Source organism: Kribbella sp. NPDC002412, assembly GCF_053592935.1.
In genome coordinates, this window is sequence record NZ_JBSFBL010000002.1 from 1 (window position 1) to 23,220 (window position 23,220).

Genomic DNA, 23,220 nt, shown 5'->3' on the forward strand with positions numbered 1-23,220 from the left:
GGCGTGCACGAGCATCACGTCGAGGTCGCTGTACGGCGACAGCTCCTCCCGGCCGTAGCCGCCGACGGCGACCAGCGCGACGCCCTCGGTGGGCACACCGAGGGCGTCACAGGCCTTGGAGAGGAGCAGGTACAGCAGCGCGTCGGCCTCCTCGGCACGCACGCGCCGCTGTTCTGCTCGGTCAACCATCTACAGTGCGTCCCTAGAGCGCATCGCCGTCGAGCTCACCGGTGCGGACGCGGACGATCGTCTCGACCGGGGTGACCCAGACCTTGCCGTCGCCGATCTTGCCGGTCTGCGCGGCCTTGACGATCACGTCCACCACGTCCGCGCTGTCGCCGTCCTCGACGACGACCTCGACCCGGACCTTGGGGACCAGGTCCACCTCGTACTCGGCGCCGCGGTAGACCTCGGTGTGGCCCTTCTGCCGGCCGTAGCCGCTGGCCTCGGTCACCGTCATGCCGGTGACGCCGAACGTCTCCAGGGCGGCCCGGACGTCCTCCAGCTTGTGCGGCTTGACCACCGCGGTGATCAGCTTCATGCGTTGGCACCTTCCTTCTCGGAAGCCTCGGTGGACTCATTCTCGGTGCTGGCCTGCGGGCGGGCGAGCGGGGTGTGCCCGCGCAGCCCGGACGCGCCGAGGAAGTCGTACGCCGTCTCCGCGTGCTCGACCTGGTCGACTCCGGTGACCTCGTCGTCCTCCTTGAGCCGGAAGCCGATGGTCTTGTCGATCAGCTTGCCGAGCAGGAAGGCGACCGCGAAGGAGTACAGCGCGACGACCACGTTGGCCAGCGCCTGCTTGCCCAGCTGCGAGACACCGCCGCCGTAGAACAGGCCGTCCACGGCCGACGGCGCCGCCGCCGTGCCCAGGAAGCCGATCGCCAGCGAGCCGACCAGACCGCCGACCAGGTGCACGCCGACCACGTCGAGCGAGTCGTCGAAGCCGAGCTTGTACTTCAGCGAGACCGCGAAGGCGCAGATACCACCGGCGATGACACCGAGGATCAGCGAGCCCACCGGGGTGAGCGCGCCACAGGCCGGGGTGATCGCGACCAGACCGGCGACCGCACCGGACGCCATGCCCAGCGTGGTGGCCTTGCCGTGCCGGATCCGCTCCACGATCAGCCAGCCGATCACGGCGGCGGCGGTGGCGACCTGGGTGTTGACGAAGGTGATCGCGGCGGTGGTGCCGGCGCTCAGCGCCGAGCCGGCGTTGAAGCCGAACCAGCCGAACCACAGCAGCGCGGCGCCGAGCACGACCAGCGGCAGGCTGTGCGGCCGCATCGGGTCCTTGCGCCAGCCGATCCGCTTGCCCAGCACGATCGCCAGGGCCAGCGCGGCGGCGCCTGCGTTCACGTGCACCGCCGTACCGCCGGCGAAGTCGATCGCGCCCAGCTTGTCGCCGATCCAGCCGCCGTTGCCGTCGTCGAGGAACCAGACCGAGTGCGCGACCGGGAAGTACACCAGCAGCGTCCAGCCGACCACGAACGCGATCCAGCCGCGGAAGGTGGCGCGGTCGGCGATGGCGCCCGAGATCAGCGCCGGGGTGATGATCGCGAACATCAGCTGGAAGGCCACGAACGCGAGCGTCGGGATGGTGCCGCTGACCGCCTCCGGCGCGAGCAGGCCCTTCAGGCCGACTTCGGAGAAGTCACCGATCACGTGCCCGGTGTCACCGGCGAACGTCAGCGAGTAGCCGACCAGCACCCACAACACGGTGACGACGGCGATGGTGATGGCGCTCATCATCATCATGTTCAGCACGCTCTTGACGCGCACCATGCCGCCGTAGAAGAAAGCCAGGCCCGGTGTCATCAGCATCACCAGGGCGGCACTGACCAAGACCCAGGCGGTATCGCCGGCGTTGATCTCCATCAACGTCATCCCTTCCATCGATCTGGGGGGTGACCGCCGTCCTCAGTCGGGCAGAACTCCACATCGCCGGGGAGCCCGCGCACGGCCACACCGCAAACGGTGTCGGCGCGCCGTTTCAGCCGATCGGTCCATTTGTTTCAGGCATGTGACAAAGAGGGCTTTCAGGTGACATCGACGTGACATCGGCGAAGTTGTGGCACTCTGGCCTGGACCACACGGGTACGCAGCCGCGCCACTGCGCCCGTCCGATGCTGGGGAACACGAAATGGGGACCAACCACGGGGTGAGGCCGCGCCGCGGCAGGCCACGGGACCCGGACGCGGAGCCGAGGATCCGGCGGCACGCCGTGCGGCTGCTGCTGGAGCGCGGATTCGACGGGATGACGGTGGACGACGTCGCCGACGCCGCGGGAGTCGGCAAGGCGACGATCTACCGGCGCTGGGCGAGCAAGGAGCACCTGGCCAACGACGCCCTGGCCGACCTGTTCGACATCGAGATCCCCGATGCCGACACCGGGTCGATCGCGGGCGATCTGCGCCAGGTCTACAGCGACGCTCTGCTGTTCGTGAACAGCAGAGAAGGGCTGGCACTGATCCGCCTGGCGGTGTCGGAGGCGAACCGCGACGAGCGGTCCGCCGCGATCTACCGAGGCTTCCTGGAGCGGCGGATCCAGCTGACCGAAGCCGCGCTGGACCGTGCCAGGGCTCGCGGTGAGCCGATCCGCGACAACGTGGACACGACGCTGATGGTTCAGTGGCTGGCCGGGGTGTTCGTCATCCGGGCGTTGACCGGTGAGCCGATGCCGACACCGGCGGACGCCGACCGGCTGCTGAAGTTCACCATGCGTTGCATCCTGGAGGAGTAGTCAGGGCTGGAGGCCGGGGCCGAGGGCAACCGCGTCCACGGCCAGCTCGGTCACGCGCTGTACCTGACCGGTGTCGATGTCCCAGGCAAGCACCCAGCCACTGACCTGGATCAGCGGCCGGTCGCCGTACCAGCCCAGTACGGCGCAGCAGCCCGGCTCACGCACGCCCTGCGGGTCCATCGCGGGTGTGGAGCGGTCCGACTCCCCCAGCACCAGCAAGTGACTGGGCACTGCACGTAGTGTCGAGATGGCCGCTACCACCTGTGGTTGCGAGCGTCTGGTGGGCACCTGCTGGAGGTCCTCCGAGACGAACAGCCGCGCCGCCATGGTGAACGTCGAGAACGTCTGGCCGACCCAGGTCCGCACCGGCAGCTGCAGCTGGCTGTCCACGGACCACCGGCCGGTGACCATGTAGCGCAGCACGGCGCCTCTGTCGATCCGGTACGGCGCTGTGACCGACGCCGGGTTCGCGGCCGCGGTGATCGGGATGACCGGATCCCGGTCACCGTCGCTCTCGCCGACGAGCACTCGATAGGCCACACCAGGCCCGCTCACCAGGACACGTGCGGCGTTGGGCAGCCAGGACACGCTGCTGACATCCCTGCTCGGCAAGGCGTAGCGGAAGACCTCACTGGTCGTCGCGTCGACCACGACCAGCTCGCCAGGCTGCGGGAAGGCGGCGAACCGGCCGTCCGGCGAGATCGCTCCAGAGCTCAGTGGCGAACCGATGCGGATCGGCTGCAGCTGGAGGTCGGCGCGCGCCCAGCTCGCGTCGGAGCCGAGCAGCAGTGCGTCGTACCGGCCGTCGCGCTCCTCGAGGACCACGGCGGCGATGTTCTCGATCGGGTGCTCACTCAGCGGTTCGGGGTCGTCCGGCAGGCTCAGGCGATCGCCGAGCGGGGTGTAGACCCGGTCGAGGAAGCGTTCGCTGCCGGCCGGTGGTGCGATCCAGAAGTCGATCCCGGAGATCTGCCCGGCCGGCGGGACGTAACCGGGTGGGTGCGTCGGGGTGGTCGGGGGCGGGACCAGCTCGGTGCTCGTGCTCCCGCTGACGCCGACGCCGATCGCGGCCGCGGCAGCGACGAGAAGCGCGGCCAGCAAGCCGATCAGCACGCTGCGTCGCCGCCGACGGCGTGTGGCCAGCCCGTCGGCCCAGGCTGTGTCGGCCAGGTCCGGCTCCGGCAGCAGGTCCGACGCGTTGTAGAGGAGCGGCTGGATCTCCTCGCGCCTCATCGCGGTTCTCCCGCGTCCCGCCAGTCACCCGCGCCGAGCGCCGCGCGGAAGCGACTGAACGCGGTGAGGCCCTGGCTGTGCACAGAGGTGTTGGACATGCCGAGCACGTCGGCCACCTCGAACTCGGTGAGCTCCTCCAGGTGCAGCAGCACGAATACCGCGCGCTGTGCGGGGGTCAGCTCGGCCAGTGCGAGCTTGACGGGGTCGTCCTCGTTCGGGAACGCCTTCACCCGGTTCCAGCGCACCAGGGCCGGTTGGTAGACCAACCGCTGGACGAACACGTCGGGGTCATCCACCCTGTCCCAGCGCATCGACAACCGGGTGAAGGCGTGCAGCAGTGCGTCCTCTGCTCGCTCCAGGTCGCCGTACACGAGGTACGCCGTACGGAGCCATCTGCCCTGCCGCGCGTCGACATACGAGGCGAAGTCCGGGTCGACCGATTCCTGCATCCACCCTCCCGCCTCTATTCAACTCCTCAACTACTGCGTGCGGCCACAGCCAAGCGCGTCTCTTCGGTGATCAGGTCCGCATTGATCCCGCCGGCCGCCATCAAGCCGGACGCGGCCGCAGGCATGACGGTCGCCCGCGCGTCGGTCACGTTGCCGGCCACGAAGACGCCGGGCACAGCCGTCGTACCCTGCGGGTCGGCTGCGACGACGGTGCCGATCTCCAGGCCGTTGGCCTCCTGCACGACGATCTCCAGGCCCAGGTCGGCCAGGAAGTCCGCACGGGCACGCATGCTGGTCTGCACGGCCAGTGCGTCGCGCGGGATCACCTTGCCGCCCTCCAGCCGGACACCGGTGAGCTTGTCGTTCTCCACCTCCAGCTGCTCGACTTTCCCTTGTACTACGGAGATTCCGCGAGCTGCGAGCTGCTCCCACTGCTCGTCGGTCAGCTCCGGCGCGGTGTGCAGGAACAGCGTGACGTCGTCACTCAGTTGCCGGAACAGCAAGGCCTGGAACGTCGCCATCCCAGTGGTCGCCAGGATGCCGATCGCCTGGTCGCGCACCTCCCACCCGTGGCAGTACGGGCAGTGCAGCACGTCGCGACCCCAGCGCTCGGTCAGTCCGCCCACGTCGGGCAGCACATCGGTCAACCCGGTCGTCACCAGCAGCCGCCGGCCCTGGTACGTCGTACCGTCGGCAAGCTCGACCGTGAACAGGTCGTCGCGGCGTACCCGGGTCACGGTGCCGGTCGCGAACTCACCGCCGTACCCGGCGACCTCGTCGCGGCCGAGCGCGTACAGCTCGGCCGGCCGGACGCCGTCGCGGGTCAGGTAGTTGTGCACGCCCTCGGACGGGGCGTTCCGCGGGGTGCCGTCGTCGACGACCAGCACCGACCGGCGCGACCGCGCCAGTGCCAGCGCCCCGCTCAGCCCGGCTGCTCCCCCGCCGACCACGATCACGTCGTACTTCTTCATCTCCTGGACTCCTCTCTCGGTACCCCGAGGATCCGCGATGGTTTTCGTTTTCGACAACTTTCTTTGCCAGAATGGCAAGCATGGAGGCATTCGACGAGGTACTCGAGGCGGTCGGGCCGCGGCTGAAGAGCCTGCGGGCCGAGCGCGGCACGACACTGGCCCAGCTGTCCGAGTCCACCGGGATCTCGGTGAGCACGCTGTCCCGGCTGGAGTCCGGGCAGCGTCGACCGACACTGGAGCTGCTGCTGCCGCTCGCCCGGGCGCACCAGGTGCAGCTGGACGAACTGGTGGACGCACCGCCAACGGGTGATCCCCGGATCCACGCCAAGTCGATCAAGCGGCACGGCACGGTGCACATCCCGCTGTCCAGGCGGCCCGGCGGACTGCAGGCGTTCAAGCAGATCCTGCCGGAGGGGTGGCCGGGCGGTGAGGTGAGCCAGCGGACGCATGAAGGCTACGACTGGGTGTACATCCTGTCGGGGCGGATCCGGCTGGTGCTCGGCGACCAGGACTTCATGCTGGGTGAGGGTGAGGTGGCGGAGTTCGACTGCCGGGTGCCGCACTGGTTCAGCAACCCCGGGCCCGGGCCGACCGAGGTGCTGTGCCTGTACGGCCCACAGGGGGAACGGATGCATGTCCGGGCCCGCACCCGGTAGCCTGCGCCAGTTCGGTCCGTAGCGCTGAGGAGCTGGTTGTGAGCGTCGCGTTGTTCACCCTGGGCGGCACCATCTCGATGGCCGGCACGCACCGGCTCACCGGTGACGACCTGACCGCCGCCGTACCGGGACTGGCCGAGCTCGGGCACCCGGTCGAGATCCAGGACGTCGAGAAGGTGCCCAGCGCCAACCTGACGGCCTCGAAGATGCTCGAAGTCGTCGACGCCGCGTCCAAGGCGGTGGCAGACGGCGCCACCGGCATCGTGGTCACCCAGGGCACGGACAACCTCGAGGAGACGGCCTTCCTGGTCGACCAGGTGTGGCCGCACCCGCAGCCGTTCGTCCTGACCGGCGCAATGCGCAACCCGACTCTTGCCGGTCCCGACGGTCCGGCCAACCTGCTGGCCGCGGCACGCGTCGCCTGCTCCCCCGCCGCCCGTGACCTCGGTGCCCTGGTGGTGTTCAAGGACGAGATCCACGCTGCCCGCTGGGTGCGCAAGACCCACAGCACCAGTACGGCGACCTTCGTGTCACCCAACACCGGTCCGATCGGCCACGTGGTGGAGGACCGGGTCCGCGTCCTCACGCGTCCGATGCGGCTGGACGGCGTACATGGAATGACGGAGCCCGACCAGCTCGATGCGACCCGGGTAGCGCTCTACACGGTGACGATGGACGACGACGGCCTGCTGCTGCAGGGGTTGGCGGACACTCATCAGGGTCTGGTCGTAGCTGGGTTCGGTGTCGGCCATGTGCCCGCTGCCCTCGCCCCTGTGCTGGGTGAACTGGCTGCTGTCATGCCTGTCGTGCTGACGTCGCGGACCGGTGGTGGTTCGGTACTGCGGAACACCTACAAGTCGGTGGGGTCGGAGACCGACCTGCTGCAGCGTGGACTGATCGACGGCGGCTTCCTGGACCCGTACAAGGCGCGCGTGCTGCTCCGGTTGCTGCTGGCAACCGATGACGACATCACTGCTGCGTTCGCGCAGTACCAGTGATCGCAGCCGCCTTGGTGCTCAGGTAGTCCCGCTCCGGCTTGCTCGTCGTACGGCGCGCAGCCTCGCGGAAGTGCTGCGCGGCGACCTCGGTGTCACCACGCATCTCGTGCAGATGCCCGCGTACGGCGTCCAGGCGGTAGTGGCCGGCCAACTCGTTGTCCAGCGGTTGCAGGAGCTTCAGGCCGGCGTCAGGGCCTTCCACCATGGCTGCTGCGACGGCTCGGTTGAGCTTCACCATCGGGTTGCCGGACAGGTTCTCCAGCAGGCCGTACAACGCCAGGATCTGCGGCCAGTCCGTGTCCTCCGGGCGGTCCACCTCGTCGTGCAGCGCGGCTATCGCGGCTTGCAGCTGGTACTCGCCCAAGGGCGGCGTACTGAAGGCTTGGACTGCCAGCTCGACGCCTTTGGTGATGTACTCCTTGTTCCACAGCGTGCGGTCCTGCTCTGCCAACGGGATCAGCTCGCCCGCCTTGCCGGTGCGGGCCGTCCGCCGTGCGTCGCTGAGCAGCATCAAGGCGAGCAGACCGGTCACCTGACCGTTCTCAGGGAGCAGCGCATGCACAGTGCGAGTCAGGCGGATCGCCTCGTTCGACAGGTCACTCCGATGCAGCTCTGGCCCGCTGCTCGTCGCGTAACCCTCGTTGAACATCAGGTAGAGCACGTGCAGCACGTTGTGCAGCCGCTCCTCGCTCGCGTCCAGCTCGAACGTCGCGCCCTTGAGCTTCTGCTTGGCCCGGCTGATCCGCTGCGCCATCGTTGCCTCAGGCACCAGGTAGGCGGTCGCGATCTCGGCGGTGGTGAGACCGCCGACGGCGCGCAGCGTCAACGCGATCGCCGAGGCCGGCGTGAGCGCCGGATGGCAGCACAGGAACAGCAGGCGCAACGTGTCGTCCTGCTCCTCGACATCTTCGGGCGGTACGTCGCGCAGCGCAGCCCGCTCCTCGCGTCGCCGCCGGGCCTGCTCCTGCCTGACCTCGTCGATCAGGCGTCGCGAGGCAGTCTGGATCAACCACGCCTTCGGGTTGTCCGGTGTGCCGTCCCGCGGCCACGTGGTCGCCGCGGCCAGCAGCGCCTCCTGCACAGCGTCCTCGGCCGCGGCGAAGTCACCGGACCACCGGACCACCGCACCGAGGACCTGCGGCGTCAGCGCACGCAGCAGGTCCTCGAGGTCACGGCTGGTCACACGTCGTAGAGGTCGGTGTCGCCGTCGTCCATCACCCGGCGGACCTCGATCGGCTGCTGGGTCGGCACGCCACCCGGCCCGGGCACGCAGGACAGGTCGGCGGCGATCTCGAGCGCCCGCTCCTCGGACTCGACGTCGATCAGCTCGTAGCCGGCAAGGACCTCCTTGGCCTCGGCGAACGGGCCGTCGGTGACCACCGGCGCGTTCACGCTCGCCGCACGGACCACCTTGGCGTGCTTGGGCCAGGTCAGCGCGTTCACCTCCACCAGCTCGCCGGTCTCCCGCAGCCGGTCCAGGTGGTCGTTCAGGTACTGCATGTGCGCCTTCATGTCCGGCTCGTCCCACTCCAGCATCGGAGTGTCGACGTTCCCGCCGTCCATGTTCACCAGCAGCAAGAACCTCGTCATGGCATCTCCTCCTCCGGCACATCTTGGCAGAGGTCAGTGCTTCCTGGTCCGCTCCGGGCTGGCAGTCTCCAGCGGCACGTCGGCCGCGGGGATGACACCGAGCTGGGTCGTCTGGCGGCGCAGCACAGCGTCGTACAACCAGTCGGTAGCTGTCCGGACGCGGTTGCCGGGCATGGAGAGCAGGTGATAGCCGCGCGTCACGGCCTTCGCCGGGAGGCCGGCCAGCGGGACCTGCAGCGGGTTGGCCGCCGCCTGGGTGCCGCCGAGATCCACGACGAAGCCGAGGTCGTGGTGGATGTACGGCTGCCGCTTACCGGTCCCGAAGTCGGCCGCCACGTTCTTGGCGGCCCGCTTGCCCTGCCGCTCGGCGTGCTGCGCCGTCATGGGGGTGACCTCGCCCGGCATGGTCAGGTCCGGCACGGCAGCGGCGTCGCCGCAGGCGTACACCTCCGGGTGGTCCGGGACGTTCAGGTACTCGTCGACGAGCAGGCGACCCTTCTCGGTCTTCAACCCCAGCCCGTCGACCATCGGGTCCGGACGTACGCCGACGCACCAGACGAGCGTGTGAGTCGGCACGAACGACTTGTCAGTGAGCTGGACGCCGTCGTGCTTGGCCTCCTCGACCGACGTGCCCATCAGTACGTCGACTCCACGGTCACGCAGCACCTTGTCCGCCGTACGTGACAGCCGCTCGTCCAGCTCGGGCAGGACCCGGTCGGCGATGTCCAGCAGCATCCAGCGCATCCGCTGGTGCCGCAGGCGCGGCCTGCGCTTCTTCAGCAGCTCGGTGTAGAGCACGCCGTGTGCGGCGACCTCAGTGCCGGTGTAGCCCGCGCCGACTACTACGAACGTGCACAGCGCGTTCCGCTCGGCGGGGTTGTCGCTGGCGTCCGCCAGCTCGATCTGCTGGGTCAGGTGGTCGCGGAGGAACACGGCCTCGGGGATGCCGCGGAAGCCGTGCGCGTACTCCGTGACGCCGGGAATGGGCAGCAGCTTGTTCACGCTGCCCGCGGCGATGATCAGGCGGTCGTAGCCGATCTCCTCGCGGCGGTCGACCGGATCGGCGTACCGGACCTTCCGGCGGTCCAGGTCGAGGCCGTCCACCTCCCCGAGGACCAGCCGGACGTCGGGGAGCGTGTCGGCCAGCGACACGGTCAGCCGCCGGGGTTCGAGGATCCCGGCGGCCACTTCGGGCAGCAGCGGGACGTACAGGAAGTAGTCCGTCGGGTTGACCACGACGATGTCGGCACGCCCACGGGCCAGCCGGCACAGCGTGCGCGCCGCGTGGTACCCCGCGAACCCGGCACCAACGATGACGATCCTCGGTCGCTTCATCCTCCCTGGGTACCAGATCGGACCCAGGTCGAACGAGAGGTCAGTCCAGCAGCGCGTCGACGAACTGCTCGGGATCGAACGGCGCCAGGTCGTCCGGACCCTCGCCGAGGCCGACCAGCTTGACCGGAACCCCCAGCTCGCGCTGGACCGCGATCACGATGCCGCCCTTCGCCGTACCGTCGAGCTTGGTCAGCACCAGGCCGGTGACGTCGATGACCTCGGCGAACACGCGGGCCTGGGTGAGGCCGTTCTGGCCCGTGGTGGCGTCGATGACGAGCAGCACCTCGTCCACCTCGGCGGACTTCTCGATCACCCGCTTGACCTTGCCGAGCTCGTCCATCAGGCCGGTCTTGGTGTGCAGCCGGCCGGCGGTGTCGACGAGGACGACGTCCGCCTCCTCGGCGATACCCTGCTTGACCGAGTCGAACGCGATGCTCGCCGGGTCGCCGCCCTCCGGGCCGCGCACGGTCCGCACGCCGACCCGCTCACCCCACGTCTGCAGCTGGTCCGCAGCAGCCGCGCGGAACGTGTCCGCGGCGCCCAGCACGACGTGCTTGTCCTCGGCGACCAGTACGCGCGCCAGCTTGCCCACTGTGGTGGTCTTGCCGGTGCCGTTCACTCCGACCACCAGGACGACGGCAGGCTGTGTCTCCTTGCGGCTGACCTTGAGCGACCGGTCCAGCGACGGGTTGACCAGCTCGATCAGCTCCTCGCGGAGGATCTGCCGGGCCTGCTCACCGCCGACGCCCTCGACCCGCATCCGGGTCCGCAGCCGCTCGACCAGCTCCTGCGTCGGCGTCACGCCGACGTCGGCGGTGATCAGCGTGGTCTCGATGTCCTCCCACGCCTCCTCGTCCAGCTTGTCCCGGGACAGCAGCGCGAGCAGGCCCTTGCCCAGCGAGCCCTGGGACCGCGCCAGCCGGGCCCGCAGCCGGACCAGCCGGCCCTGTGCGGACTCGGGCTTCTCGATCGTCGCCACCGGCTCCTCGGGGAGCTCGGTGTCCTCCAGCGTCCGGGTCGGCGTGTCGCGGGGCTCCTCGGCGTCCTCACCGACCTTCGGCTCGGCGGTCTCGAGCGGCGCGGGCTGGGTGGGCGACGGCAGCTCCGACCGGCGGCGCCGCGTGACGACCAGGCCGGCTGTACCGGCGACCAGGACCACGGCAGCCACGATGATGGCGATCAGAACCGAGTCAGCGAGCTGGGGAACGAGCTGGGGAGTCAACACGGTTCCCCATCTTGACAGACACCCAGCCCGCCGCCCGCATTCGTCACGTCAGGCACACCAGCTGTCGCGGTACGTGAGCGGGCACCATCTCGGGCCGGTGCGTGAGCAGGACCACGGTACGGCGACCGGCCGCCGCGAACAGGTCCTCGAGCAAGGCCCGGCCGGTCTCCTCGTCCAGGTGCTCCGTCGGCTCGTCGAGCACGAGTACGTCGCGATCGGCCAGCAGCAACCGGGCGAAGGCGAGCCGCTGCCGCTCACCGCCGGACAGGCGCGCGCCGTGCTCGCCAGCCATCGTGTCCAGCCCGTCCGGCAGCTTCTCGACGAACACTCCGAGGCGGGCCCGGTAGAGCGCCTTCCACAGCATCAGGTCGCTGGCACCCGGCCTGGCGAGCAGCAGGTTCTCCCGGATGGTGGTGTCGAACACGTGGCTCTCCTGCGTCAGCAGACCGACCACAGACCGCACCTGGTCACCTTCGAGCCGAGCCAGATCCACGCCGTCCAGCAGGACCTCGCCGGCCCGCGGCTCCAGGAACCGCAACAGCACCGCGGCCAGCGTGCTCTTGCCCGAGCCACTCGGCCCGGTGACCACCACTCGGCTCCCGGCCGGCATGTCCAGGCTCAACCCGTTCAGTACGTCGTCACCGTCGTACCCGACCCGCAGGAGCTTCACTTCCATGTCTCGCCCGGTCGGCAGCGGCTCTGGGGTCGCGGGCTCGGTCACCGGCTCCGGGCTGTCCAGGAGCTCCTGCACGCGGCCCAGTGATGCCCGCACCCGGATGGCGAGCTGGGCGGCGGCCGGCATGCCGCCGAGTACGTCGGCGAGCGCGAGCGGCGTCAGGACGAGTACGGCGAACACAGCGCCGGTGATGTTCGCGGTGTTGCCGAGCACCAGCCCGGCGATGCTCGCGCCGCCGACGCACAGCATGAGCAGCGCCCCGCCGAGACCCGCACTCCAGGCCGAGCGCCGTTCCGCCTTGGCGAGCTTCGCATCGCTCGCACTGAAGGAGTCGAGTACGTCGTCGACCGCGTTGAACGCGACCACGTCGCCTGCAGTCAGCAGTGTCTCGGTCGCAGCGGCCGCCACCTCGCCACGCGAGCCAGCGATCTTCCGCTCGGCTCGGGCCGCGGTGTGCGCGGTCAGCCAGGGTACGACGGTGCACGCGACGAGAACCGCCAGCGCAACGGCTGCGCCTGCTGCCGGAAGCAGGAGAGTCAGCAAGGCAACAGTTGCTGTTGCGGTCACAGCGGCGGCTGCGACGGGCAGGACCACCCGCAGCCACAGGTCGAGGACTGCGTCGACGTCGAGCACGAGCCGTGCCAGCAGGTCGCCCTTGCGCCGGGAGCTCAGTCCGCCCGGTGCGAGCCTCTCGAGGCGCCCAGTGATGCGGGCCCGGGTCTCGCCGAGCACTCGGTACGCCGCGTCGTGCCCGACCAGCCGCTCGACGTACCGGAACACGCCTCTGCCGACGCCGAACGCCCGCACGGCCACGATCGCGACCATCAGGATCAGGACCGGAGGCTGAGCCGCTGCCGTCGTGATCAACCAGGCCGAGGTCGCCAGCAGGGCCACCGCCGACCCGGCTGCAAGCACCCCAGCCAACAGCGCCAGCCCAAGCCGCCACCAGATGCGTCGCTCCGGCATCACCAACCGCCAGACGGTCGTCATGCGTTCACCAGCTCTCTCGCGCCTACGGTGACTGTTCGGTCTGCGGCGGCGATGAGCGCCGGTCGGTGCGCGATCATCAGGACCGTTCGCCCACTGGCGCGCAGCCCCGAGACCACATCTGCCTCGGTGTCGGCATCCAGCCCCGCGGTCGGCTCGTCCAGCAGCAGCACCGGCGCGTCCGTGATCAGCGCCCGCGCCAGCGCCACCCGACGTTGCTGTCCGCCGGAGAGCAACTGCCCCTGCTCCCCCACAGCCTTGTCCAGGTCGAGCTCGCTCGCCCCCGCTGCCAGCAACGCCAACCGCACGTCGTCATCCGACGCGTCCGGCCGGCCCAACCGCACGTTGTCCGCAACCGTGCCCATCCGAAGCCCCGGCCGCTGCGGCACCCACGCGAACTGCCGCCGCCACACCGCCGGCTCGAACTCGTCCGCCGCACTCCCACCGGCAATGACGACACCACGCTCGGGCTCGACGAACCCAAGCAGCACAGCGAAGACGGTCGACTTGCCCGCCCCACTCGGCCCAGTGATGGCGACCACCTCGCCCGGCCGGACATCCAGGTCGAAGCCGTCCAGCGCGGGCTCGTCGCGACCCGGGTAGCGCACTGTCACGTCGTCCAGGTGCAGTGAGGTCGCTCGCAGGTCCGGTACGTCGGTGCGGTCGCCTCGCTCGGGCAGCGGCGTCTCCAGGACGCGGAACACCTCCTCGCTGGCAGCGACACCGTCAGCGCTGGCGTGGAAGTGCATACCGACCTGCCGCAGCGGGAGGTACGCCTCGGGCGCGAGGATCAGCACCATCAACGCCGTCTCGAGTCCCATCCTCCCCTCGACCAGCCGGAGCCCGACGCCGACCGCGACCAGGGCAACCGAGATGCTCGCCAGCAGTTCCAGCGCGAACGACGACAGGAACGCCAGCCGCAGGCTGCTGATCGACGCAGCCCGGTGCTTGTCAGTGACCCGCCGTACGGCGCTCTCCTGAGCCTTGGCGCGGCCGAACAGCTTCAGTGTTGGCAATCCGGCGACGACGTCCGCGAAGTGATGCGCCAGGACGGACAGCGCCCGCTGGCGACGCCTGCTGTGAGCCTGAGTCGCCCAGCCGATCAGGGCCATGAAGATCGGGATCAGCGGCAGGGTGACGATCACAGTCCCGGCGGCGATCAGGTCGCCGGTCGCCATCCAGCCGATGACCGCGGCGGGGACAGTTGCCGCCAGCACCAACTGGGGGAGGTAGCGGGCGAAGTACGGGTCCAGGTCGTCGAGGCCCTTGGTCAGCAGGGTTGTCAGCGCACTGCTGCGCTGACCGCTCAACCAGACCGGTCCGAGCTTCAGCGAGTGCTCCAGCACCTGCCTGCGCAGCGTGGACTTCACCGCGGCCGCGGCCCGCTGCGCGACCACCTCCTGGGCCCACACCAGCAGTGCGCGAGCGGCAATGACAGCCGCCAATCCCAGGGCGATCTCTGCCACTGGGTCACCGTGCAGGACGACGCCGGCGATACCGCGCGCCAGCAGGACGGCCTGCACGATGATCATCAACCCGCTGGCGACACCGATCACCGCGGACGCGACCAGGAAGACCCGGGCAGCGCGTGCCCTGCGCAGCAGCCGCGGGTCGAGCGGCTTCATGAGACCGCAACCGGCTCAACGGTGATGCGCTTGCGGAACACCCAGTACGTCCAGCCCTGGTACAGCAGCACCAGTGGCAGGAAGATCGCGCCGATGATCGTCAACACCTTCAACGTGTACGGCGTTGACGCGGCATCAACTGTTGTCAACGTTGATCCGGGATCAAGTGTTGACGGCATCACGGCCGGGAACATCGCGGCGAACAGGGATGTCACGGCCAGCGCGATCGCGAGCGCCGTACCGAGGAAGGCCCAGCCCTCGCGGCGGACCCGGTTCGCCAGCAGACCACCGGCGAAGGCGAGCACCGCGACGGCCGCGACGATCACCGAGCCGGTGTCGCCCCGGATCTCCTGCGCCCAAGCGAGGAAGGCGATCACCAGGACGGCCGCGACCAGACCCACGCGAGACGCGAGCTGGTTGGCGCGGTGGCGAAGGTCGTCGGTGGTCCGCAGCGCCAGGAAGATCGCGCCGTGCGCGACGAAGACCGCGGTGAAGGCGACGGCGCCGAGCAGGGCGAACGGGCTGAGCAGGTCGCCGAGGTTGCCGACGTACTCGAACGAGGCGTCCAGCGGCACGCCGCGGACCAGGTTCGCGAAGGTCAGCCCCCACAGGAACGCGGGGACGACCGACCCGACCAGGATCATCGTGTCCATCCGACCGCGCCACTCCCGGTCGTCCCGCTTCCCGCGGTACTCCAGCGCGACCCCGCGCAGGATCAGCGACACCAGGATCGCGAACAGCGGCAGGTAGAACCCGCTGAACAGCGTCGCGTACCACTCGGGGAAGGCGGCGAACGTCGCGCCGCCGGCCACGATCAGCCACACCTCGTTGCCGTCCCAGACCGGCCCGATCGTGGTGATCACCGCGCGCCGCTCGGGCTCGTCGCGGCCGAGCACCCGCAGCAGCATGCCGACCCCGAAGTCGAACCCCTCGAGCACGAAGTACCCGACCCACAGCGCCGCGATGGCGAGGAACCAAACAGTCGTGAGCTCCATCTCCCCAGCCCTCTCAGTAGGCGAACGACAGCGGCTTGGCGGCCTCGTCCTGCGAGTCGTCCGGCGGCTCCGGCCCGGACTTCGGCCCGTCGGTCCCGGCCAGGCCGCCCCGGATGGTGCGGAACATGAGCTTGGCCTCGACGACGGCCAGGACGCCGTACAGCACGGTGAACCCGGCCAGCGAGGTGATCACCTCGGCACTGGTCGTGCCCGGTGACACACCTGATGCCGTCGGCAACAACCCGAACACCAGCCAGGGCTGCCGGCCGGTCTCGGTGAAGATCCAGCCGAAGGCGTTCGCGGCCATCGGCAGCAGCGGCAGCGGGAGGGCCAGCCAGATCAGCCGCCGGTTCGGCGCCCGGCCCCGGCGGGTCGTCCACAGCAACCACGCCGCGATCGCGACGGACGTCATCCCGACCCCGATCATCAGCCGGAAGGTCCAGTAGGTCAGCGGGATGTTCGGTTTGTAGGACCCCGGCCCGTACAGCTGCTCGTACGCGTCCTGCAGCGAGTTGATGCCCTTCACCTCGCCCTGGAAGTCGCCGGTGGCCAGGAAGGACAGCAGGTACGGCAGCTTGACCGAGAAGATCTCCCGCGACCCGTCCAGGGTTCCGACGGTGAAGACCGAGAACGAGGCCGGCTTCTCGGTCTCGTAGAGCGCCTCGGCCGCGGCCATCTTCATCGGCTGCACCTCGGTCATCACCTTGCCCTGCTGGTCGCCGGTGAGCGCGACCCCGACGCCGGACGCGAGCACGATCACCGCGCCCAGCCGGAGCGCCGTCCGGAACACGTCGCGGTCGACGTCCGGACGCCGTACCAGGTGCCACAGGGCGACACCGGCGACGAAGCCGCCGCCGACCAGGAACGCCGCGAAAATGGTGTGCGGGTAGGTGACGAGCACGACCTTGTTGGTCAGCACCGCCCACAGGTCGGTCAGCTCGGCCCGGCCGCGGTTGGCGTTGTAGCGGAAGCCGACCGGGTTCTGCATCCAGGAGTTGGCGGCCAGGATGAAGTACGCCGACAGTTGCGTGCCGAGCACCACCATCCAGATGCAGGCCAGGTGGACGAGCTTGGGCAGCCGGTCCCAGCCGAAGATCCACAGCCCGATGAACGTCGACTCGAGGAAGAACGCGAGCAGGCCCTCCAGCGCCAGCGGGGCGCCGAACACGTCGCCGACGAAGCGCGAGTAGTCGCTCCAGTTCATCCCGAACTGGAACTCCTGCACGATGCCGGTGACGATCCCCATCGCGATGTTGATCAGGAACAGCTTCCCGTAGAACTTGGTCAGCCGCAGGTACTTCTCCTTGCCGGTGCGGTACCACGCGGTCTGCAGCCCGGCGGTGATCGCGACCAGCGAGATCGTCACCGGCACGAAGAAGAAGTGGTACACGGTGGTGATCGCGAACTGCCATCGGGCCAGATCCAGGGTGTCCACGCGCCCGTCCTCCCCTACCCATCTACGACGTTACGTAGTAGATCGTAGCGTGGATCTACTACAACCTGTAGTTATACTGGTCACGTGGCGAGTGACGAGAAGGCACCGAGGCCCCTGGGGGACCTGGAGCGAGTGGTGATGGAACAGCTCTGGGCGGCGCCGGGAGCGCTGACCGTCCGCGAGGTCCACGAACAGCTGTCGACCACCCGCGAGCTCGCCTACACCACCGTGATGACGGTGCTGGACCGGCTGGCCAAGAAGAAGCTGACCGAGCGGGAGCGGGACGGGAAGGCCTGGCGCTACCGGGCCGCGGCGCCCCGCGAGGAGCTCGCAGCCGACTTGATGCGGGACGCCCTCGAGCGGGCCGGCGACCGCCGCGAGGCGCTGGTCCGCTTCGTCGGCCAGGTCAGCGACGAGGAGGCCGCGCTCCTGCGCGAGGCGCTCGCGCGACTGGAGGAGCGGGCGGGGTGATCACCCCGGTCCTCCTCGCCGCTCTGGCCCTGGTGCTGACCGGACCGGCGCCGGCGCTCCTGGCGCGCTCGCAGTGGCCCTACCGGATCCCGCGGGCCGCCGTGGCACTTTGGCAGGCGATCGCCATCGCGGCAGTCCTGGCAGCGCTCGGCGCAGGGATTTCCCTGTCCTACTCCACCGCCGGCCAGCCAGGTGAGCCCAGCTTCAACCCGTCGTCCCCACGGGACCTCCTGGCGGCAGCCATCTTGGCCATGACCGCACTGGTCCTGGTGAAGCTGGTCTGGGTTGCCGGGCGAGTTGCCGTGGGTACGCGCGCCCGTCGCAAGCGGCACCGCGACCTGGTCGACGTACTGGCCACACCGGACGGCCTCATCCCTGGTCTGCGAGTGCTGTCGGAGGAGACGCCGCTGGCCTACTGCCTGCCGGCACTGCGCGGCGCGCGGGTGGTCGTGTCGGTCGGTGCGCTTGAACGACTCGACGAGAGCGAGCTGCACGCCGTACTCGCGCATGAGCAGGCGCACCTGCGCGCACGGCATGACCTGGTGCTGGAGGCGTTCACCGCGTTGCACCAGGCCTTCCCGCGCTGGGTGCGTAGCGAGGTGGCGCTGGAGCAGGCACGCACGTTGGTGGAGCTCCTGGCCGACGACGACGCCCGCCGGCGCAACGGTCCGCGGCCACTGGCCCGGGCACTCGTCGCACTGGCCGGTGCACCCGCACCAGAGGCCGGGCTGGCCGCAGCCAAGTCAGCCACCGTGCTGCGCGTCCAGCGACTGGCCGACCCGGAGCCGCGCTATCCCTTGCTGGCAGCAGGGACGTACGCCGTCGCCGTAGCACTGCTCGTCCTGCCGACGATCACCGTGGCAGCGCCGATCGTCAAGGCGATCGTCGACGCGGTCAGCTAGCCGGCTGGTAGCGCAGCAGCGCCCCGCCGTTCGCCCACGGCCGGGCCTCGATCAGCTCCAGCACCCGCGTCTCACCACCGCCGGGGAACACGCTCTTCCCGGCACCGATCAGCACCGGGCAGACGCGCAACTGCACCTCGTCGACGAGTCCGGCGATCAGCAAGGTGTGGAACAGCGAGATGCTGCCCCACAAGATGATGTCCTTGCCTTCCTCGCTCTTCAGCTCGCGCACGTCTTCGACCGCGTCCCGGATCACCAGGGCAGAGTCGTCCGAGCCCCAGGGCGCGCTGTCCAGCGTTCTCGACACGACCACCTTGCGCAGCGCGTTGAGCCTCGGCGCGATCGGGTCGTCAGCCGCTGCCTCGGTCGGCCAGAACGCCGCAAACAGCCGGTACGTCTCCGCCCCGAGCAACATGGTGTCGATGGTGTCGAGCAACGCCAGGTTGTCGACGTCGGCCTCTTCGGCGATCGTGCTGGAGAAGTCCAGCCCGCCGTCCGAGTCGGCGGCGTACAGATCGAGCGTCACGTACTCCTGGAAGATCAGCCTTCTCATCCCGGCACGGTACTACCCGAAATGCTTGCCTTCCCCCCGCGCGACCGCCAGCAGCACCAGTCCGGACAGGACCAGCAGAACAACCATCGTGACAACGAATGTCAGCACTTCTCTCCCCGTATCCCCACGCCTTGCCTCACTGAAAGTCCTACGCCCTCATTGTTCCAGAAGTTCCCCGTACGCCTTGGCCACTTCGTCGATCTCCCAGGCCAACGTGTTCGGAGTCACCACCAGCTCCACCCATGACCAGCCCGGTACGTCGGCCGGGTGCCAGGTGAAGCAGATCGCCTCCCGCGTCCGTTCCATCCGCTCGATCGACGCCCGGTCGATCGCCTCGGCCGGCCGCGGCGCGTAGACCCGGAACGAGTTCGTGTGCGGCGGCTCCGGGAACACCCGGAAACCCTCGCTCTGCAAGGCCATCGAGAGCTCGACGGACCGCTCGTACAACTCGCCCATCTGCGGCAGCACGGTCTTGAGTCCCTCGCGCGCGGACACGGCGTACGGGAACAGCGTGAAGAGGTTGCCACCCAGTCGGCGCTGCCAACGCCGTACCTCGGCGATCACGTCCTCCGGCCCGGCCAGCGCGGCACCACTCAGCCCGCCCAGCACCTTGTAGAACGACACGTAGACGCTCGAGGCCAGCGCAGCCACCTCGGCCAGACTGTGCTCCAGGTACGGCGTGCTCTCCCACAACCGAGCGCCGTCGAGATGCAGTGGTACGCCGCGCTCCGCACACGACTCGGCGAACACCACCAGCTCGTCCCACGTCGGCAGCACGAACCCGGCCTCGCGCAACGGCAACTCCAGCGTCACCGCGGCGAGCTTGCCCGGAATCGCGGCCAGCTCGTCCGGCCGGGGCTGCCGCGGCTCCGAGGTCAGCCGCTCGATCCGCAGACCGTGCACTTCCTCCAACGCGTTCAGCTCGTGCTGCAACAGGTGCGACTGTCCGTGTACCGCGACCCGGCTGGTCCCGGCGCGGTCGGCGTACACGCGCAGGACGCTCTGCTGGGCCATGATCCCGGTCGGCATGAACACTGCCGCCGGCTTGCCGAGCAGCTCGGCAACCTCCTGCTCCAGTGCGGCGACGTGACCGCCGTCGCCGTACGTGTCTGGGCTCTCCTCGCCGGCGGCCTCCGCCAGACGCTGCAGGCTGTCCGCGGTAGGCAACCTACGCACGGACAGCCAACGGTCGCAGTTGTCGGCCGCAGCCTTACGCCGGGCCCGCAGGTCGTCGGAGGTAGCCACGCTCCCATCCTCTCGTGCGACTGCAAGCGAGTTAGATGGTGGTGGTCACCACGTGCTGGCCCTGGAGCGTCCTGACCTCCACCGACTTCACCTGATCGATCGGAACCAGCACACCGCCGCCGAACCGGCTGCCTTCGCGTGCCGCCTTCTCGGAGATCAGCCACGTGCCCGCGACCCAGGTCTTGCCGGCTTTGTCGATCACGACCATCTCGCACTCGGCTCCGGCCTTCAGCCCGTCGACCTGCACCTGAATCCAGCTCCACCCGGCCCGCGGCTCCACGGTGGTCGCCATCCTCGTGCCTGTGGTGCTGTCGGTCGCCGTCACGTGCTTCGACCCCGCCACTGGTTGGTCGGCCTCGCCCACGCTCTGCCGGCCGATCAGCACGCCGCCAGCGAGCGCACCGGCCACTAGGACAACCGCAGCAGCTACCAGCAGCCAAGGCGAGCGCCGTTTGGCAGGAGCCGGAGCCGCCGCCTCAGCAGTCCGCACCTCTCGCAGAGTGCGCTGCAGCAGCAGGTCGCCGTCCGGCGGCGGACCATCCAGGAAGGCCTCCGGCGGCACCTCGCCGAGGAACTCCTTCATCTCCTCCAGCTCGGCCAGCTCCGCGCGGCACTCCGCGCAGGTCGCCAGGTGCTCGTCGACCTCCCGGGCCTCGTCGGGCTCCAGCGTGCCGAGGGCGTAGGCGCCGAGCTGGGTGCGATCGTGCTCAGTCATCGGGCCACCTCCGCTCCTTGTCCGGGCGCCATCACCGCGCGCAAGGCTCGGAGGGCGTAATACGATCTCGATTTCACGGTACCGGGCGGAACGCCCAGCTCCTTCGCCGCCTCGGCCACCGACTGTCCGCGGTAGTACAGCTGCACCAGCACCTCGCGATGCTCCGGTGACACCCGGTCCAGCGCGTCCAGCACCACCATCGTGTTGACGACCGACTCGGAGTGGTCCGCCTCGACCGGCGGCCGATCCTCCACGTCCCCCACCTCAGTCGGCCGGACCGCTCGCGCCCGGGCCCGGTCGGTGACGATGTTGCGGGCCACGGTGAGCAGCCACCCACGCACGGACCCCTTGCCTGCGGTCAGGTCGTCCGCATGCTTCCACGCCCGCAGCAGCGTCTCCTGTACGACGTCCTCCGCGGCAGCACGGTCACCGGTGAGCCGGGTCGCGTACGCGAGCAGGCTGCGGCCGTGTTCGGCGTACAAGGAGCGGACCAGCGCCTCGCCGGCCTCCGCACCGCGGTAGTCACCCACCGTCCGCACGATACCGGGAACAGTGGGCGACCACACCGGGATGACATCAGTAGCCGTAACCATTGCCGCTGTCGGAGGACGGCTGCTTGGTGATCTTCTTGCCGTCGGGGGCCACGACCCACCAGACACCGCCGACCGCCTGGCCCTTGGCCTCACCGGACTTGGTGTCGCTGGCGAACAGGTAGATCGGAAGTCCATCGATCGACAGCTGCTTGCTGCCGTCGCTGCGGGTCACGGTGCCGACCAGCGAGGCGGCGATGCCCTCGACCTGCGGAGTGCCCTCGCCGGCGGGCACCACCGGCCACTTGGCCAGGCAGTCCCCCTCGCAGTTGGACTTGCCGGAGGTGTCCTTGTCGAAGACGTACACGGTCCGTCCATTGCCGTCGACAACGATCTTGCCGAGGTCGCCGACCTCCGCGGTGGCCAGCTTCGCCCCGCCACTCGCCGCCTCGCTGGCGGCCGGCCCGCTCGCCGGCGTGTCACTCTCGTCGCCGCAGGCGGTGAGCCCGGCCAGGCCGAGCACGAGCGCGGCGACGACACTGCCCAGACGCTTCATGATGGTGTCCCCTCGAAGTCGGTGATCGACACCCCCCACACGTCCGCGGTCCCGGTCCGGTTCAATCCCGGGGGATATCGTCGGGCGCATGAGCCAAGAGATCCCGGCCGCGGTGCAGCGCGCGCTCACCGCGATCGACGAGCAGGACAACGACGCCTTCGTCGCGGCGTTCGCCACCGACGGCTACGTCGACGACTGGGGCCGGCAGTTCCGCGGCCCGGACCGGATCCGCTCCTGGAGCGAGAACGAGCTGATCGGCAAGCGCGCCACCTTCACCGGCACCCAGGTGTCCACCCCGGGCAACCCGCTGACGATCGTCACCCAGGTCGGCGGCGACGGCTACAACGGCCCGTCGCACTTCACCTTCGACGTCCAGGGCGACCTGATCGCCTCGATGACGATCACCGCCTGATCGATCAAGCGTTCGACAGAACCGGTCTGGACCTATTCTCGGTCCATGAGGCTGTCAGCGCGCCGCTACCTGCGGCTGCCGAAGCGGTCGACCCCACCGGACCTGCCGGTCGCGGAGGCAGCCCTGCTCGTCTTCGGCGAGGTCGGCCCGGCAGCCACCGGCGGCACGGTCCTCGAGCTCGCTCAGCTCGGCGCCGTACGGATCGACGAGGGGCCGGCCGAGAACTCGCCGCAGACCGTGGTCCTGGTGGATCCGGGCGCGGCTGTCGAGGAGCACCACCGGGTCCTGCTGAAGGGCATGTTCCCCCGGCTCAAGCCGGGCGACAGCCGGATGCTGCGGCGGGGCCGGAAGGACAACGTCCGGATGCTCGGCGCGCACGACAAGCTGCGGCGGGCCGTCGAAGCGCGAGTCGTCGAGCAAGGCTGGTACTACCGGACGCCGGTCCCCGGTAGCACCGGGCGGCTCCTGCGCCGGACTCGCCTGCTCGGGTGGGGAATCCTCACGCCGGCCGGCCACGCGATGGTGGACCAGGTGCTCGGCTTCCGGAGGTACGTCGGCACGCTCGAGCCCGGCGAGATCCGGCAGGCCGAGCTGATCCGGTTCCTCCCCTGGGCGCTCGCGCTCGGGCTGCACCATCGCTGGGAGCAGCTCGCGGCCGGTCTGCCCGTCGACGACGACGAGCCGGTGAGCTGGTGGAGCGCCACCGGGATGTTCCGCCTTGGCCCGTTCCGTCGCGGGCTGGCCGCGTTCGCCGACGCCGCGACGCTCAGAGCCGCCGAGGACACGAAGTACAGCTACGGCCTCTGGGACCACTACGACGCCCAAGGCGACCTGTACTTCGACGGCGGCTGGGGCGGCGGCTCCGACCTAGGCGGTAGTGGCGACCACGGCAGTGGTGGCAGCGACAACAGCTGGTGAGAG

At 69.6% G+C, this 23,220-nt stretch carries 26 protein-coding genes; 7 read left to right on the top strand and 19 right to left on the bottom strand.

Features of this window, described 5'->3' with window-relative positions:
• The 3 genes from ACWCOV_RS01725 to ACWCOV_RS01735 form a co-directional block, all read right to left on the bottom strand.
• Nucleotides 1-189 (bottom strand): hypothetical protein (locus ACWCOV_RS01725; protein ID WP_449827296.1); only part of this gene is annotated, 189 nt, incomplete at its 3' end.
• A gap of 13 nt (nt 190-202) precedes the next feature.
• Nucleotides 203-541 carry a P-II family nitrogen regulator gene (locus ACWCOV_RS01730; protein WP_360486332.1) on the bottom strand — a complete coding sequence of 113 codons (339 nt, stop codon included), beginning with the start codon at nt 539-541 and terminating at the stop codon, nt 203-205.
• Complete coding sequence (locus tag ACWCOV_RS01735) at nt 538-1,884, bottom strand: ammonium transporter (RefSeq protein WP_449827297.1); 1,347 nt, start codon at nt 1,882-1,884, stop codon at nt 538-540. Before ACWCOV_RS01735 ends, ACWCOV_RS01730 begins: the two co-directional genes overlap by 4 nt.
• Nucleotides 1,885-2,140: 256 nt before the next feature.
• Between ACWCOV_RS01735 and ACWCOV_RS01740 the strand changes: the two genes are divergently transcribed.
• A complete protein-coding gene (locus ACWCOV_RS01740; RefSeq protein ID WP_449827298.1) occupies nt 2,141-2,740 on the top strand; it encodes a TetR/AcrR family transcriptional regulator in 600 nt (199 codons plus the stop codon).
• Here ACWCOV_RS01740 and ACWCOV_RS01745 read toward each other — a convergent pair whose 3' ends face one another.
• The 3 genes from ACWCOV_RS01745 to ACWCOV_RS01755 are packed head-to-tail and all read right to left on the bottom strand — an operon-like array spanning nt 2,741 to nt 5,393.
• On the bottom strand, nt 2,741-3,973 hold the full coding sequence (locus tag ACWCOV_RS01745) for a hypothetical protein (protein ID WP_449827299.1): 1,233 nt from the start codon (nt 3,971-3,973) through the stop codon (nt 2,741-2,743).
• On the bottom strand, nt 3,970-4,422 hold the full coding sequence (locus tag ACWCOV_RS01750) for a sigma factor-like helix-turn-helix DNA-binding protein (protein ID WP_449827300.1): 453 nt from the start codon (nt 4,420-4,422) through the stop codon (nt 3,970-3,972). The genes ACWCOV_RS01745 and ACWCOV_RS01750 overlap by 4 nt, the downstream gene beginning before the upstream one ends.
• Nucleotides 4,423-4,448: 26 nt before the next feature.
• A complete protein-coding gene (locus tag ACWCOV_RS01755) occupies nt 4,449-5,393 on the bottom strand; it encodes an NAD(P)/FAD-dependent oxidoreductase (RefSeq protein WP_449827301.1) in 945 nt (314 codons plus the stop codon).
• An 80-nt stretch (nt 5,394-5,473) separates the two neighbouring features.
• On the opposite strand from ACWCOV_RS01755, the gene ACWCOV_RS01760 reads away from it, so the two are divergent.
• Together ACWCOV_RS01760 and ACWCOV_RS01765 are read left to right on the top strand one after the other, a co-directional pair.
• The gene (locus ACWCOV_RS01760) at nt 5,474-6,049 is read left to right on the top strand and encodes a helix-turn-helix domain-containing protein (RefSeq protein WP_449827302.1); all 576 of its coding nucleotides are present in this window, start codon (nt 5,474-5,476) and stop codon (nt 6,047-6,049) included.
• 38 nt (nt 6,050-6,087) lie between these two features.
• Nucleotides 6,088-7,047: an asparaginase gene (locus ACWCOV_RS01765; RefSeq protein WP_449827303.1), complete on the top strand. Its 960-nt coding sequence runs from the start codon at nt 6,088-6,090 to the stop codon at nt 7,045-7,047.
• On the opposite strand, the gene ACWCOV_RS01770 is transcribed toward ACWCOV_RS01765, so the two are convergent.
• Genes ACWCOV_RS01770 through ACWCOV_RS01805 form a run of 8 tightly spaced genes read right to left on the bottom strand, consistent with a single transcriptional unit; the run spans nt 7,019 to nt 16,915 of the window.
• Complete coding sequence (locus ACWCOV_RS01770) at nt 7,019-8,230, bottom strand: RNA polymerase sigma factor (RefSeq protein WP_449827304.1); 1,212 nt, start codon at nt 8,228-8,230, stop codon at nt 7,019-7,021. The genes ACWCOV_RS01765 and ACWCOV_RS01770 overlap by 29 nt on opposite strands.
• Nucleotides 8,227-8,637 (bottom strand): YciI family protein, encoded by a 411-nt coding sequence (locus ACWCOV_RS01775; protein WP_449827305.1) that lies wholly within the window; start codon nt 8,635-8,637, stop codon nt 8,227-8,229. The genes ACWCOV_RS01770 and ACWCOV_RS01775 overlap by 4 nt, the downstream gene beginning before the upstream one ends.
• Before the next feature lie 33 nt (nt 8,638-8,670).
• Nucleotides 8,671-9,972 (bottom strand): NAD(P)/FAD-dependent oxidoreductase, encoded by a 1,302-nt coding sequence (locus ACWCOV_RS01780; protein ID WP_449827306.1) that lies wholly within the window; start codon nt 9,970-9,972, stop codon nt 8,671-8,673.
• Between the two features lie 40 nt (nt 9,973-10,012).
• A complete protein-coding gene (ftsY, locus tag ACWCOV_RS01785) occupies nt 10,013-11,197 on the bottom strand; it encodes a signal recognition particle-docking protein FtsY (RefSeq protein ID WP_449827307.1) in 1,185 nt (394 codons plus the stop codon).
• Nucleotides 11,198-11,240: 43 nt separating this feature from the next.
• The gene (gene cydC, locus ACWCOV_RS01790) at nt 11,241-12,863 is read right to left on the bottom strand and encodes a thiol reductant ABC exporter subunit CydC (protein ID WP_449827308.1); all 1,623 of its coding nucleotides are present in this window, start codon (nt 12,861-12,863) and stop codon (nt 11,241-11,243) included.
• Complete coding sequence (gene cydD / locus ACWCOV_RS01795; RefSeq protein WP_449827309.1) at nt 12,860-14,485, bottom strand: thiol reductant ABC exporter subunit CydD; 1,626 nt, start codon at nt 14,483-14,485, stop codon at nt 12,860-12,862. The genes cydC and cydD overlap by 4 nt, the downstream gene beginning before the upstream one ends.
• Complete coding sequence (gene cydB, locus ACWCOV_RS01800) at nt 14,482-15,480, bottom strand: cytochrome d ubiquinol oxidase subunit II (RefSeq protein ID WP_449827310.1); 999 nt, start codon at nt 15,478-15,480, stop codon at nt 14,482-14,484. Before cydB ends, cydD begins: the two co-directional genes overlap by 4 nt.
• Nucleotides 15,481-15,493: 13 nt before the next feature.
• On the bottom strand, nt 15,494-16,915 hold the full coding sequence (locus ACWCOV_RS01805) for a cytochrome ubiquinol oxidase subunit I (protein ID WP_449827311.1): 1,422 nt from the start codon (nt 16,913-16,915) through the stop codon (nt 15,494-15,496).
• A gap of 84 nt (nt 16,916-16,999) precedes the next feature.
• On the opposite strand from ACWCOV_RS01805, the gene ACWCOV_RS01810 reads away from it, so the two are divergent.
• Both ACWCOV_RS01810 and ACWCOV_RS01815 read left to right on the top strand, forming a co-directional pair.
• Nucleotides 17,000-17,386 carry a BlaI/MecI/CopY family transcriptional regulator gene (locus tag ACWCOV_RS01810; RefSeq protein WP_449827312.1) on the top strand — a complete coding sequence of 129 codons (387 nt, stop codon included), beginning with the start codon at nt 17,000-17,002 and terminating at the stop codon, nt 17,384-17,386.
• Nucleotides 17,383-18,288, top strand: coding sequence for a M56 family metallopeptidase (locus ACWCOV_RS01815; RefSeq protein WP_449827313.1), 906 nt, complete (start codon nt 17,383-17,385; stop codon nt 18,286-18,288). The genes ACWCOV_RS01810 and ACWCOV_RS01815 overlap by 4 nt, the downstream gene beginning before the upstream one ends.
• Here ACWCOV_RS01815 and ACWCOV_RS01820 read toward each other — a convergent pair.
• The 5 genes from ACWCOV_RS01820 to ACWCOV_RS01840 all read right to left on the bottom strand — a co-directional run bounded on the left by ACWCOV_RS01820 (nt 18,281) and on the right by ACWCOV_RS01840 (nt 21,887).
• Nucleotides 18,281-18,841, bottom strand: a complete 561-nt coding sequence (locus ACWCOV_RS01820; RefSeq protein ID WP_449827314.1) for a dihydrofolate reductase family protein — start codon at nt 18,839-18,841, stop codon at nt 18,281-18,283. The genes ACWCOV_RS01815 and ACWCOV_RS01820 overlap by 8 nt on opposite strands.
• A 156-nt stretch (nt 18,842-18,997) precedes the next feature.
• Nucleotides 18,998-20,086 carry a threonine aldolase family protein gene (locus ACWCOV_RS01825; RefSeq protein WP_449827315.1) on the bottom strand — a complete coding sequence of 363 codons (1,089 nt, stop codon included), beginning with the start codon at nt 20,084-20,086 and terminating at the stop codon, nt 18,998-19,000.
• Between the two features lie 31 nt (nt 20,087-20,117).
• Nucleotides 20,118-20,801 (bottom strand): anti-sigma factor family protein, encoded by a 684-nt coding sequence (locus ACWCOV_RS01830; protein WP_449827316.1) that lies wholly within the window; start codon nt 20,799-20,801, stop codon nt 20,118-20,120.
• Entirely contained in the window at nt 20,798-21,331 is a 534-nt protein-coding gene (locus ACWCOV_RS01835; RefSeq protein WP_449827317.1) for a sigma-70 family RNA polymerase sigma factor, read from the bottom strand. The genes ACWCOV_RS01830 and ACWCOV_RS01835 overlap by 4 nt, the downstream gene beginning before the upstream one ends.
• 46 nt (nt 21,332-21,377) lie before the next feature.
• Entirely contained in the window at nt 21,378-21,887 is a 510-nt protein-coding gene (locus tag ACWCOV_RS01840; protein ID WP_449827318.1) for a hypothetical protein, read from the bottom strand.
• Nucleotides 21,888-21,975: 88 nt separating this feature from the next.
• On the opposite strand from ACWCOV_RS01840, the gene ACWCOV_RS01845 reads away from it, so the two are divergent.
• A complete protein-coding gene (locus ACWCOV_RS01845; RefSeq protein WP_449827319.1) occupies nt 21,976-22,299 on the top strand; it encodes a nuclear transport factor 2 family protein in 324 nt (107 codons plus the stop codon).
• A gap of 45 nt (nt 22,300-22,344) precedes the next feature.
• Nucleotides 22,345-23,217, top strand: a complete 873-nt coding sequence (locus ACWCOV_RS01850; RefSeq protein ID WP_449827320.1) for a hypothetical protein — start codon at nt 22,345-22,347, stop codon at nt 23,215-23,217.
• The last annotated feature ends 3 nt before the right edge of the window (nt 23,218-23,220 follow it).

Bases quoted from the DNA above. Each gene is read 5' to 3' on its own strand.
- ACWCOV_RS01745 (WP_449827299.1), bottom strand. From the start codon at position 3,973: ATGAGGCGCGAGGAGATCCAGCCGCTCCTCTACAACGCGTCGGACCTG.
- ACWCOV_RS01840 (WP_449827318.1), bottom strand. From the start codon at position 21,887: ATGAAGCGTCTGGGCAGTGTCGTCGCCGCGCTCGTGCTCGGCCTGGCC.
- ACWCOV_RS01850 (WP_449827320.1), top strand. From the start codon at position 22,345: ATGAGGCTGTCAGCGCGCCGCTACCTGCGGCTGCCGAAGCGGTCGACC.
- ACWCOV_RS01845 (WP_449827319.1), top strand. From the start codon at position 21,976: ATGAGCCAAGAGATCCCGGCCGCGGTGCAGCGCGCGCTCACCGCGATC.
- ACWCOV_RS01760 (WP_449827302.1), top strand. From the start codon at position 5,474: ATGGAGGCATTCGACGAGGTACTCGAGGCGGTCGGGCCGCGGCTGAAG.
- cydD (WP_449827309.1), bottom strand. From the start codon at position 14,485: ATGAAGCCGCTCGACCCGCGGCTGCTGCGCAGGGCACGCGCTGCCCGG.
- ACWCOV_RS01735 (WP_449827297.1), bottom strand. From the start codon at position 1,884: ATGACGTTGATGGAGATCAACGCCGGCGATACCGCCTGGGTCTTGGTC.
- ACWCOV_RS01740 (WP_449827298.1), top strand. From the start codon at position 2,141: ATGGGGACCAACCACGGGGTGAGGCCGCGCCGCGGCAGGCCACGGGAC.
- ACWCOV_RS01830 (WP_449827316.1), bottom strand. From the start codon at position 20,801: ATGACTGAGCACGATCGCACCCAGCTCGGCGCCTACGCCCTCGGCACG.
- ACWCOV_RS01780 (WP_449827306.1), bottom strand. From the start codon at position 9,972: ATGAAGCGACCGAGGATCGTCATCGTTGGTGCCGGGTTCGCGGGGTAC.
- cydB (WP_449827310.1), bottom strand. From the start codon at position 15,480: ATGGAGCTCACGACTGTTTGGTTCCTCGCCATCGCGGCGCTGTGGGTC.
- ACWCOV_RS01820 (WP_449827314.1), bottom strand. From the start codon at position 18,841: ATGAGAAGGCTGATCTTCCAGGAGTACGTGACGCTCGATCTGTACGCC.
- ACWCOV_RS01755 (WP_449827301.1), bottom strand. From the start codon at position 5,393: ATGAAGAAGTACGACGTGATCGTGGTCGGCGGGGGAGCAGCCGGGCTG.
- ACWCOV_RS01775 (WP_449827305.1), bottom strand. From the start codon at position 8,637: ATGACGAGGTTCTTGCTGCTGGTGAACATGGACGGCGGGAACGTCGAC.
- ACWCOV_RS01750 (WP_449827300.1), bottom strand. From the start codon at position 4,422: ATGCAGGAATCGGTCGACCCGGACTTCGCCTCGTATGTCGACGCGCGG.
- cydC (WP_449827308.1), bottom strand. From the start codon at position 12,863: ATGACGACCGTCTGGCGGTTGGTGATGCCGGAGCGACGCATCTGGTGG.
- ACWCOV_RS01730 (WP_360486332.1), bottom strand. From the start codon at position 541: ATGAAGCTGATCACCGCGGTGGTCAAGCCGCACAAGCTGGAGGACGTC.